Source organism: Olleya sp. AS48 (genome assembly GCF_038900355.1).
Taxonomy (GTDB): Bacteria; Bacteroidota; Bacteroidia; order Flavobacteriales; family Flavobacteriaceae; genus Olleya.
Map to the genome: position 1 here is coordinate 68,457 of NZ_JBBMRD010000006.1, position 11,875 is coordinate 80,331.

12 protein-coding genes are annotated in these 11,875 nt (G+C 31.7%); 6 read left to right on the forward strand and 6 right to left on the reverse strand.

The genetic code is table 11. The features are described 5' to 3' along the window. Positions 1-88: 88 nt before the first annotated feature. Positions 89-1,192 (reverse strand): Glu/Leu/Phe/Val dehydrogenase, encoded by a 1,104-nt coding sequence (locus WNY60_RS08915; protein ID WP_292944162.1) that lies wholly within the window; start codon positions 1,190-1,192, stop codon positions 89-91. A gap of 145 nt (positions 1,193-1,337) precedes the next feature. Between WNY60_RS08915 and WNY60_RS08920 the strand changes: the two genes are divergently transcribed. Then, positions 1,338-3,080 (forward strand): ABC transporter ATP-binding protein, encoded by a 1,743-nt coding sequence (locus WNY60_RS08920; protein ID WP_145000123.1) that lies wholly within the window; start codon positions 1,338-1,340, stop codon positions 3,078-3,080. Positions 3,081-3,166: 86 nt separating this feature from the next. Next, positions 3,167-3,571, forward strand: a complete 405-nt coding sequence (locus WNY60_RS08925) for a PUR family DNA/RNA-binding protein (protein WP_292944156.1) — start codon at positions 3,167-3,169, stop codon at positions 3,569-3,571. A gap of 55 nt (positions 3,572-3,626) precedes the next feature. Here the strand turns inward: WNY60_RS08925 and WNY60_RS08930 are convergent, their stop codons facing one another. The 4 genes from WNY60_RS08930 to WNY60_RS08945 all read right to left on the reverse strand — a co-directional run bounded on the left by WNY60_RS08930 (position 3,627) and on the right by WNY60_RS08945 (position 6,667). Next, on the reverse strand, positions 3,627-4,655 hold the full coding sequence (locus tag WNY60_RS08930; protein WP_342862145.1) for a 1-acyl-sn-glycerol-3-phosphate acyltransferase: 1,029 nt from the start codon (positions 4,653-4,655) through the stop codon (positions 3,627-3,629). Positions 4,656-4,672: 17 nt separating this feature from the next. Further along, positions 4,673-5,008 carry a tRNA-binding protein gene (locus WNY60_RS08935; RefSeq protein ID WP_292944342.1) on the reverse strand — a complete coding sequence of 112 codons (336 nt, stop codon included), beginning with the start codon at positions 5,006-5,008 and terminating at the stop codon, positions 4,673-4,675. A 72-nt stretch (positions 5,009-5,080) separates the two neighbouring features. Then, positions 5,081-5,623 carry a YfiT family bacillithiol transferase gene (locus WNY60_RS08940; RefSeq protein ID WP_342862146.1) on the reverse strand — a complete coding sequence of 181 codons (543 nt, stop codon included), beginning with the start codon at positions 5,621-5,623 and terminating at the stop codon, positions 5,081-5,083. A gap of 111 nt (positions 5,624-5,734) precedes the next feature. Then, positions 5,735-6,667, reverse strand: coding sequence for a peptidylprolyl isomerase (locus WNY60_RS08945; protein WP_292944147.1), 933 nt, complete (start codon positions 6,665-6,667; stop codon positions 5,735-5,737). A 125-nt stretch (positions 6,668-6,792) separates the two neighbouring features. Between WNY60_RS08945 and WNY60_RS08950 the strand changes: the two genes are divergently transcribed. After that, a complete protein-coding gene (locus WNY60_RS08950) occupies positions 6,793-7,287 on the forward strand; it encodes a hypothetical protein (RefSeq protein ID WP_342862147.1) in 495 nt (164 codons plus the stop codon). A gap of 39 nt (positions 7,288-7,326) precedes the next feature. On the opposite strand, the gene WNY60_RS08955 is transcribed toward WNY60_RS08950, so the two are convergent. Next, the gene (locus WNY60_RS08955) at positions 7,327-9,507 is read right to left on the reverse strand and encodes an ATP-dependent DNA helicase RecQ (protein ID WP_342862148.1); all 2,181 of its coding nucleotides are present in this window, start codon (positions 9,505-9,507) and stop codon (positions 7,327-7,329) included. Positions 9,508-9,714: 207 nt separating this feature from the next. Between WNY60_RS08955 and WNY60_RS08960 the strand changes: the two genes are divergently transcribed. Genes WNY60_RS08960 through WNY60_RS08970 form a run of 3 tightly spaced genes read left to right on the forward strand, consistent with a single transcriptional unit; the run spans position 9,715 to position 11,862 of the window. After that, complete coding sequence (locus WNY60_RS08960) at positions 9,715-10,680, forward strand: KpsF/GutQ family sugar-phosphate isomerase (RefSeq protein WP_342862149.1); 966 nt, start codon at positions 9,715-9,717, stop codon at positions 10,678-10,680. Next, positions 10,680-11,516 carry a twin-arginine translocase subunit TatC gene (gene tatC / locus WNY60_RS08965; protein ID WP_145000147.1) on the forward strand — a complete coding sequence of 279 codons (837 nt, stop codon included), beginning with the start codon at positions 10,680-10,682 and terminating at the stop codon, positions 11,514-11,516. Before WNY60_RS08960 ends, tatC begins: the two co-directional genes overlap by 1 nt. Further along, the gene (locus WNY60_RS08970; protein WP_145000149.1) at positions 11,500-11,862 is read left to right on the forward strand and encodes a carboxymuconolactone decarboxylase family protein; all 363 of its coding nucleotides are present in this window, start codon (positions 11,500-11,502) and stop codon (positions 11,860-11,862) included. Before tatC ends, WNY60_RS08970 begins: the two co-directional genes overlap by 17 nt. Positions 11,863-11,875 lie beyond the last annotated feature (13 nt).

The window sequence follows — 11,875 nt, forward strand, 5'->3', positions numbered from 1 at the left end:
ATTATATTGAAATACTTTTAAATTATTAATTAAAAAAGGCGAAAGCTTTCACTTTCGCCTTGCAAAAATAGTCTATTTTATAAGATATCTATTGCTGATTTTCTTTTTTTCTAGCTTCAATTCTGCTTAAAGCTATATTTAATGCTGCTTGATGTGTTGTTATATCATTAGTTTCAGCATTACTTAATATCTCCAAGGTTGTATTGTAGATGTTTTCTGTCTTTCTCATTATTTCTTGTTTACCGTAGTTTTCTAATTCTGCGTAAACATTAATAATTCCTCCTGCATTAATTAAAAAGTCTGGTGCATATACAATACCTTTTTCCTGTAATATACGACCATGCTTAAGCTCGTCTGCTAATTGATTATTTGCTGCTCCAGCGATAACTTTAGCTTGGATACTGTTAATTGTAGCATCGTTAATTGTTGCTCCTAAAGCGCAAGGTGCGTAAATATCTACAGCCTCTGCATACACATTACTTCCTTTGTATATAGATGCTCCGTATTTTTTACTGATTGCCTCTAAACGTTCTTGATTAATATCGTCGATAATTACTTTTGCACCATCATTTGTTAGGTGCTCCACTAAAGATTCTCCAACATGTCCAATACCTTGTACAATTACTGTTTTATCCTCTAAGACATCTGTACCAAATTTAAATTTAGCAGCTGCTTTCATTCCCATAAAAACACCATAAGCTGTAATTGGAGATGGATTACCTGCTCCACCTTTGTCTTCAGAAATACCAGTAACATAAGGTGTTACTTCTCTAACTAAATCCATATCTGCAGTTTCCATTCCTACATCTTCTGCAGTAATATACTTTCCGCTTAAGCTATGCACAAACTCTCCAAAACGCTTCATTAATTCTGGCGTTTTTTGTGTTTTTGCATCACCAATAATTACTGCTTTTCCACCACCAAGGTTTAAACCTGTAATTGCTGACTTAAAGGTCATTCCTCTAGACAAACGTAAAACGTCATTAACAGCTTCCCATTCGTTAGCATATTGCCACATTCTAGTACCTCCTAAAGCAGGTCCTAAAACTGTGTTATGTATTCCAATTATTGCTTTTAATCCTGTATCTTTGTCGTTGCAAAAAACGACTTGTTCGTGATTATCAAATGATAATTGTCCAAAAACAGGATCTGCTTTTGATAATTGATTAGTGTTGATTACTTCTGAAACCATTTAGTTGACATTTAATTAATGTATTGAAATTACACTATTTGTAATTTCAGCATGCGAAATTAGCTTATAATTAATATTAAAACAATAATTAGCATGTTAAAATGTGAAATTGTTAAAAACTTTTTAAACTTAGGTTTTCATTTAAATGAAAGAATTACAACATATTAACAAATACTTTTACAAATATAGAACACAAATTATAATTGGTGTTTTAATTACCATCGTTTCTAAACTATTTACTGTATTTGTTCCCAAATTTATAGGTTCTATTATAGACGTGGTTAACGACCAATTACAAAATCCGGAAAGTAGTGAGGTTGCTTACAAAGCCAAACTATTGAAGTACATTTTATTTTTGGTAGGTTCTGCAATATTGTCTGGTATATTAACCTTCTGGATGCGTCAAACAATAATTAATGTATCGCGTTATATTGAATATGATTTAAAAAACGAAATCTACCAACAATACCAAAAACTATCTTTAAATTTTTATAAAAAAAATAGGACTGGTGATTTAATGAATCGTATAAGTGAGGACGTGACCAAAGTACGTATGTATACTGGTCCTGCAATTATGTATAGTATTAATACCTTAACATTATTTATTGTAGCTCTAGTTTTTATGTTTAGACAAGCGCCAATGTTGACACTTTACACAATTATTCCGCTACCAATTTTATCCATAATTATTTATAAAATTAGCTCAGAAATACATAAACGTAGTACCATTGTACAACAATACTTATCCAAACTATCCACGTTTTCTCAAGAAACTTTTAGTGGAATTTCTGTAATTAAGGCTTATGGTATAGAGCCACAAACCTCAGCTAATTTTGATGAATTATCAGAAACCAATAAAGAGAAACAATTAAGTTTGGTACGTATACAAGCCTTGTTTTTTCCGATGATGATTTTGCTTATTGGGTTAAGCAACGTGTTAGTTATATATATTGGAGGTAAACAATATATGAATGGCGAAATTAGCTTAGGTACAATTTCTGAATTTATTATGTACGTTAACCTTCTAACTTGGCCAGTTGCAACTGTAGGTTGGGTGACCTCTATTGTACAGGAAGCAGAAGCTTCTCAAAATAGAATTAATGAGTTTTTAAAAACCGAACCAGAAATACAAAATAACAACGCTGAATTATCAGAAATTAATGGCGAAATAGAATTTAAAAATGTGTCTTTTACTTATGATGACACCAACATACAAGCCTTAAAAAATGTTAGTTTTAAGGTAAATACAGGTCAAACTTTGGCTGTTATAGGAAAAACTGGGTCCGGAAAATCTACAATCTTAGATTTAGTAGGACGTTTGTACGACGTAGACTCAGGCACTATATTAATAGATCAAAAACCTATTGAAACCCTAAACCTATATAGCCTAAGAGACGCTACAGGTTATGTACCACAAGATGCCTTTTTGTTTAGCGACTCCATTAATAACAACATTAAGTTTGGTAAAGAAAACGCTACAGATCAAGAGGTTATAGATGCTGCTAAATTAGCACAAGTGCATAAAAACATAATCAAATTTAACAAACAATACGACACTGTTTTAGGTGAGCGAGGCATCACACTATCTGGAGGACAAAAGCAACGTGTATCCATTGCTAGAGCTATTATTAAAAAGCCTCAAATCATGTTATTTGATGACTGTTTATCTGCAGTTGATACTGAAACTGAAGAGAAGATTTTAAATAACTTAAAAACAATTACTAAAGGAAAAACAACCATAATTGTAAGTCACAGAATCTCTTCTGCTAAAAATGCAGATCAAATTATAGTTTTAGACGATGGTCAAATTGTACAATCAGGTACACATGAAAACCTTATAAACACTGATGGTTATTACAAAGAACTGTATTTAAAAACAACTAAGTAAAAAGATTTACACTAAAATGTTGTTTCATTCAACTTTTTTTTTGACTTTTGAGTTTACGAATTAACTAACAACACAAATCAAGGATTATGCATAATAACGAGATGATGGAGAAGGAAGAAATTTTTTCGAAAGTATTAAGAGCAGGAAGACGAACTTATTTTTTTGATGTAAGAGCTACTAAAGCAGATGATTACTACCTGACTATTACAGAAAGTAAAAAGTTTACAAATGACGATGGATCATTTCATTATAAAAAACATAAAATTTACTTATATAAAGAAGACTTTAGTGAGTTTAATGACATCTTAAAAGAAATGACAGATTACATCATCAACGAAAAAGGAGATGAAGTTATTAGCGAACGTCACCAAAAAGATTTCAAAAAAGAATATGATACTCCAGCTACTCCTGCTTCCGAAGCTAAGACTGAAACGTCTGAAACACCAAGTGCTGAAAGTAGATTTACAGATGTAGATTTTGACGATATTTAATATAAAAATCACCTTATATCAAAAAAGCCTTTTCTAAATTTAGAGAAGGTTTTTTTTATGCTTTATTGTAAATCAAAATTAAAATTAGACTTCCCAAAATAAATATAAGACTTGCAACAAAATTAAAGGCAAGCCAAATAATAGCAGATATTACAAATAACCAAAGTGGTACTAAAGTTATACTTATGGCAAACCTAAAGGTAGATAAAAACTCAGCTTCCTTAATTTTTGGTTTTATATTATGTCTCCAAACCAGAATAGGCACACATAATAACAAATAAAGGATTGGCTTTATTAAGACTTTAAAATTAGACTGTTTTACACGCTTAACTTGACATGTTTTAAACTGACTTACAATACAACGATTAACAATGTTGGGATTGGTAAAATCCACATTTAACTTATTAAGTTTTTCTACTATTGAAGCATAATTACTTTGTGGTATGTGAGTCGTTAAGCTTATTAAAGAATTAAAAACATCCTGTTTAATTTGTTTAGTCGCAATAAAATCGTCTAAATGATTATAAGATTTAGACGCTAAAGCTTTTCCAAAACAAATAGAAACAGTACTACCCATTGCTTTAGGCGCTTGGTAATTTAAACCCACTGGAATTAAATGTATTGACTGCTTAGGATACGTTTGTCTATGTTCTAAAATAATTCTTGTAAACCCCTTACTTAGTGGTCTAACTCGTCTTTCTAAATTGTGATTTCCTTCTGGAAAAATAGTCACTGCTTTGTTATCATGTAACAAATTAACAGTATTACTAAAAACAGATTTATTTTTTGCAATCGTGCTCCAGCCATCTCTAACACGATAAATTGGTCGCATATGCAAGCTATGCAATAACCTACTAACAAATGGTTTTTTAAAAACACCAGCTCTAGTTAAAAAATAACTTAAGCGTCCAGACTTTGTAGCCAATAGCAAAGCATCTATTAACGCATTTTGATGATTGGATAAAAATAAAACGGGTTGGTCTTTTGGGATGCTTTTTTTTCCGTTTACAATTATTTTTTTATAGTAAAAAAACAATCCTAATTGAATATAAATCCTAACGGTATGTAATACTATTTTATTCAAATATCTTAACCATACTACTATGATACAGAAGTTCCGTTAGGAACTTTGGTTTCTGGATTTAACAAAATAACATCTTTAGCATTAACAGCTCCCAATACTAAACACTCACTCATAAATTTTGCAATCTGCTTACGCGGAAAATTTACCACTGCAACAATTTGCCTATTTAGTAAGTCTTCTTTTTTATAAAGCGTTGTAATTTGTGCGCTAGTTTTTTTAACTCCCAAACCTCCAAAATCTATGGTTAATTGATACGCAGGATTTTTGGCTTCTGGAAAATCATTAACTTCTAAAATGGTACCTACACGTAAATCTACTTTGGTAAAATCTTCAAATTGAATAGTGCTCATAATTACCCTTGGTTATAATTTAATTTAGGACTTTAAAATAAAACTAATTTTAAGTCAAAACAAACAATTATTAATCTAAATCCAGCCTTTACTTTTTAATACACCTTCTATATGCGCGTAATGATGATTACTATGCCAAGCATAATTACCTAAATTTTTATCTAAAGCTATCATTTGATTGTTTTCCGGATGAATAAAGGTACGTTGCAATTGTTCTGCTGTTAAGCCTTTTAAATAATACACCAATTTAGCATGTACTACTTTAATATGTAATAGAGATAGCGCTATTGGCTGATTATAATCATGCTGAGAAGCCCAAGTGTTTTCATCATAGGCTTTTATTACTGGGTTATCTTCTGTCATTGCCCATTTAAATCTTATATAACTATGATGGTGACTGTCTGCAATATGGTGTATTACTTGTCTAATAGTCCAGCCTCCTAACCTATAAGGTGTATCTAATTGCTTGTCTGACAAGTTAATCACCAACTGCTCCAACCTATTTGGAAAATGTTTTAGTATAGATAACCAAGCATCAATAGTCGCTTCCGTTATTGTTGATGGACATTCAAATTTTCCGATAGGATATTTTAACCTTTCTAATTTTTGATCTAACATTGGATTAATTTAATTAAAAAACCTCAAAAGATATTACTCTTTTGAGGTTTTAAATATTTATAATTTTTGTTTTAGAATATCTAAATAGAACAATAAATAAATAATTAATTATTATTTAACGTCTACAAGTTCTACATCAAATACAAGTACAGCATCTGGTGGAATTGCTCCTCCTGCACCTCTTGATCCATAACCTAAATCTGAAGGTATAACAAAACGGGCTTTATCACCAACTTGTAATAATTGAATCCCTTCATCCCATCCAGAAATAACTTGACCAACTCCTACTTGAAAATCTAAAGGTTGATTACGCTTGTAAGAACTATCAAAAACAGTTCCATCTGCTAATTGTCCTTTATAGTGTACAGAAACTTGATTACCTTTTTCAGCTTTTTTACCACTACCTTTTTGGATAATTTGGTAACGTAAACCGCTTTTAGTTTCTTCAAAACCTGCAGCTAATTTATCTAATTCTGCACGTTTAGCTTCACGTTCTGCAGCTACACGTTTTTCTCTTGCACCTTCAAATGTTCTAAAGGCTTCAATTGCATTAAAGTTTTCTGCATCAGCACCAACTCTAACAATTTCTAAAGTTTCAATCTTATCTCCTTGTGCAATAGCATCAACAATGTCTTGTCCCTTTACTACGTTTCCAAAAACAGTATGGTTACCATCTAACCAATCTGTAGCAACATGAGTAATAAAAAACTGACTTCCGTTAGTACCAGGTCCAGCATTTGCCATACTTAATATTCCAGGTCCACTATGCTTTAAATCTGGGTGAAACTCGTCATCAAACTTATATCCTGGATTACCTGATCCGCTACCTTGTGGACAACCTCCTTGGATCATAAAATTATCAATTACTCTATGAAACTTTAATCCATCGTAATAAGGTGTCCCTTGTGGTTTAACATCGTTTTCCATGTTACCTTCAGCTAAAGCAACAAAGTTACCAACTGTTCCAGGAGTTTTCTCAAATTCTAAAGCGACTAAAATTTCGCCTTTATTCGTATTAAATTTTGCGTATAAACCGTCTTGCATTACATTGTTTTTTAATGAACTGCAAAGATATAAAGAAGTTAAAAGTAATAAGTAATGACAGATGATTTTTTTTATCCAATCCTGTTTTACTAAATTTTGTTAGATTTGAAAAATAAAAAATTATTATGGGTGTATTTAATAAGCTATTTGGAGGTAATGATAAAAAATCAAAAAGCAACCAATTAGCTGATTCCAATTATATTGAGGCTATTTTAAAGCATAGTGAAGACCAACCTGTAGCTATTGCAGATCAAAATGTGATTTATGCAGGTTATGCAGAGCTTGGTGGTTATTATTTTTTACAAACTTTTATTGTTGGAAAACTAAATATTAAAGCAAAAAAAGGCGCTAGACTTTTAATGGTTAACAACAATCACACTTTAGATTTAAAATCAGACATGGATGAGTTTGAGTCTGAAAACATGGGTGTTTTTGATGGTTATGTTACTAGAATAGATTTTGAAATTGAAAAAGAAGCTGCCGAAAATATTAAACGATCTGAAATCAAAAATATAACACTACAAGTAAAAAAACACTCCATTACTTTTATACCGCTTGCGATAGAAGGGTTAGATGAATTACAAATAGCAGAAGAAAACAAAAAAGACCTAACAAATTAACTTGTTAGGTCTTTAATACAGTGTTTATTGGTATTATAATTAGTTTGCGACTTCACTTATAAATTTAATACGATATAATCGTAACTCTTCATCATCATAATCTCCATCAAACTCGTCTATTGCAACGTCAATCTTATCTGTTTGTGACTCCATAAAATAATCATGGATTTCTTCTTGTTGGTCTTCATCTAAAATATCATTAATCCAGTAATCAATATTTAGTTTTGTTCCTGAAAAGACAATAGCTTCCATTTCTTTAATAAATGCAGACATTTCCATTCCTTTAGCAGATGCAATATCTGTTAATGGTAATTTTCTGTCCACATTTTGTATGATATATAATTTAAGTGCAGAGTTGCTACCTGTAGATTTAACCACTAAATCATCTGGTCTTACAACGTCGTTATCTTCTACATATCTTGCAATAAGCGCGACAAAATCTTTACCATACTTTTTAGCTTTCCCTTCTCCAACACCATGAACGTTAGATAGCTCTTCCACAGATACTGGATATTTTAAAGCCATATCCTCTAAGGATGGATCTTGAAATATAACAAAAGGAGGTACACCTAATTTTTTAGCATTAGTTTTTCTTAAGTCTTTAAGCATTTTCATTAATGCCTCATCCACTACTGCTCCACCACCACTTTCTGCAGTGATTATAGTATTGTCTGACTCGTCACCAAACTCATGATCTTTAGTCATCATGAATGATTCAGGATTTTTTATAAACTCTTTTCCTTTAGCTGTAAGCTTAATGACACCATAGGTTTCAATATCCTTTTTTAAAGATCCTGATACTAATATTTGTCGTGTTAAAGCCATCCAATAGGATTTATCTTTATCTTTTCCTTTACCAAAAAAGGGTTGATCGTCGGTTTTATGAGAGCTAATTAACGCGTTAGATTTACCTACAATAACGTTTACTAACTCTTTAGCCTTATATTTTTCATTGGTAGCATCGACAATTTCTAGGACAAGTTTTACATCATCTTTAGCTTCTTGTTTTTCCTTTGGATGACGCATATTATCATCCATATCTCCACCTTCACCTGTTTTGTTATCAAATGACTCACCAAAATAATGCAATATGAATTTACGTCTTGATATTGAAGTTTCCGCGAAAGCGACTACCTCTTGCAATAGTGCTTGACCAATTTCTTGCTCTGCTACAGGTTTACCTGACATAAACTTCTCTAACTTTTCTATATCCTTATAGGCATAATAAGCTAAACAATGACCTTCTCCTCCATCTCGTCCTGCACGACCAGTTTCTTGGTAATAGCTTTCTATACTTTTAGGAATATCGTGATGAATTACAAATCTTACATCTGGTTTGTCTATTCCCATACCAAAAGCTATGGTTGCAACTACCACGTCAATATCTTCCATTAAAAACATATCTTGGTGATTGGATCTTTTTTTAGCATCCAAACCTGCGTGATATGGTACCGCTTTAATCCCATTAACTTGTAACACTTGAGACAACTCCTCTACACGTTTACGACTTAAACAATATATGATTCCGGATTTACCTTCGTTTTGCTTTACAAAGCGAATAATATCAGCATCTACATTTTTAGTTTTTGGACGTATCTCGTAATATAAATTAGGTCTATTAAATGAGGCTTTAAAAGTGTTAGCGTCATTCATCCCTAAGTTTTTCAGGATATCTTCTTGTACCTTAGGTGTTGCAGTAGCTGTTAGACCAATTATGGGAATATTATCTCCTATACGTCTAATTATAGATCTTAAATTACGGTATTCTGGTCTAAAATCGTGACCCCATTCACTAATACAATGAGCTTCATCCACTGCCATGAAAGAAATTTTTACCGTACGCAAAAACTCTACATTTTCTTCTTTAGTTAAGGATTCTGGTGCTACATATAATAATTTTGTAATACCATTTGTAATGTCTTCTTTGACTTGTTTAATTTCAGTCTTATTTAAAGATGAATTTAAAACATGAGCCACACCATTTTCATTGGAGACACCTCTGATTGCATCAACCTGATTTTTCATTAATGCTATTAAAGGAGACACAACTATAGCTGTACCTTCTTGCATTAATGCAGGTAATTGGTAGCATAAACTTTTACCACCACCTGTAGGCATTATTACAAATGTATTTTTTTGTTCTAGGATACTTTTAATGACTTGTTCTTGAAGTCCTTTAAACTCGCCAAAGCCAAAGTATTTTTTTAGTGCTGAATGCAAATCGCTTTTCACTATGTATAACTTTCGTATTTAATTAATTATTTACACTTACATACTTTTGACAAACTATAAATAGTTGCTAAGAATTGAATTCCCCTCTCAATTTTTTCGCTAAATTTGTCGAAATTATTAATCTAATAATCTTAAGGTGATTTAGATTAAGACTAAAGATAGTAAAATCTTTATAAACCAAAAAAAATAAACACATTGAAAACAAAAGCTTCCATTATTAGTAGTGCCAAAGAAACTATTAAACTTGAAGGACAGTCCATATTAAATTTATCAAATTTAATTGATAACGACTTTGCTGAAGCTGTGGAATTGATTTATAATTCTAAGGGTAGAGTCATAATTACTGGTATAGGAAAAAGTGCTATTATAGCAACAAAAATAGTGGCTACGCTAAACTCGACTGGTACTCCTGCTGTATTTATGCATGCTGCAGATGCTATCCATGGTGACTTAGGATTAATACTTCAGGATGATGTGGTGATTTGCATTTCTAAAAGTGGAAACACACCAGAAATTAAAGTTTTGGTACCATTAATTAAAAATGCAAAAAATAAAATGATTGCTATAACTGGTAATAAAGATTCATTTTTAGGCCAGCAAGCGGATTTTGTTTTAAATGCATTTGTAGAGAAAGAAGCTTGCCCAAACAATTTAGCACCAACAACCAGTACTACTGCACAACTAGTATTGGGTGACGCATTAGCAGTTAGCCTTTTAGAATTAAGAGGGTTTTCTAGCAAAGATTTTGCTAAATATCATCCAGGTGGTGCATTGGGTAAAAAATTATATTTAAGAGTTCAGGATATTTCTTCTGTTAATCAAAAACCAGAAGTAACTTTAGACACTAACATTAAACAGGTAATTGTTGAAATTTCTGAAAAAATGCTAGGTGTTACAGCTGTCACTGAAAACAAAAAAATTGTCGGAATAATTACTGATGGTGATTTAAGACGAATGCTAAGCAAAGTGGATAACTTTAGCGACTTAACTGCTAAAGATATTATGAGTGCCAATCCTAAACGTATCGAAGAAGACGCTATGGCTATTGATGCTATGGAGGTTTTAGAGACCTATGGTATTTCTCAATTACTTGTGCAAAAAGATGGCAAGTACGCTGGTGTTGTGCATATCCACGATTTAATAAGAGAAGGAATTTTATAATGGCAAAAAAAAATGTAAACGAGATGTCTTTTTTAGATCATCTTGAAGATTTAAGATGGCATTTAATTAGGATTGTATCTGCTGTAGTTATTTGTGGTACAATCGCTTTTTGTTTTCCAAGTATACTATTTGATAGCATCCTATTTGCACCTCAAAAAATGACGTTTCCCACTTACCAATGGTTATGTGAAATGTCTAAATTTTTTGGATTGGATGACATGAGTTTTTGTGCAGATTCGTTTCCGTTTATAATACAAAACCGTGAAATGGCTGGACAGTTTTCTATTCATATATGGACGTCCATTTATGCTGGATTTATTGTAGCATTCCCTTATGTAATTTACCAATTATGGCGATTTATTAGTCCTGGTTTAACCTCTAAAGAACGTCGTACATCTACAGGTTTTATTATAATATCTTCTTTACTGTTTTTTATGGGTGTGTTATTTGGATACTACATTATAACACCTTTATCCATAAACTTTTTAGGAACCTACTCCGTAAGTACAGAAGTATCCAACGAGATTGATATTTCATCATACGTTGGGTTAATCAGAGCGTCTGTTTTAGCGTCTGGAATAATATTTGAGCTACCAATATTAATCTACTTTTTAACTAAAGTTGGTTTGGTAACGCCTCAGTTTTTAAAAAAATATAGAAAATTTGCTTTAGTTATAGTTCTAATTTTATCTGCAGTCATAACACCTCCAGATGTAGCAAGTCAAATAATTGTAGCGATACCTGTACTAATTTTGTATGAAGTCAGTATTCATATCTCTCGAATTGTAGTGAAAAACGAAAATAAAAAACAAAAAAAAGATGTCAGAACTAGTTAAAGAATTTAACGACTATCGCGAAAAAATGAATGATAAAATTCTAGGCGATAACAATAAAATAATCAAACGTATTTTTAATTTAGACACTAATGCTTTTACTGAAGGTGCATTGGACGTAAAAACTAAAGAGCTATTAGGTTTAGTAGCCTCTACCGTTTTACGTTGTGATGATTGTATTAAATACCATTTAGAGTCAAGTTATAAAGAAGGTTTGTCTAAAGAGCAAGTAATGGAAACCTTAAGTATTGCTACATTAATTGGTGGTACTATAGTGATCCCACATTTAAGACGTGCGTATGAGTTTTGGGAAGCTTTAGAAGCACAGGATCAAGACCAACAAGGTTAAACTTTATATAAAT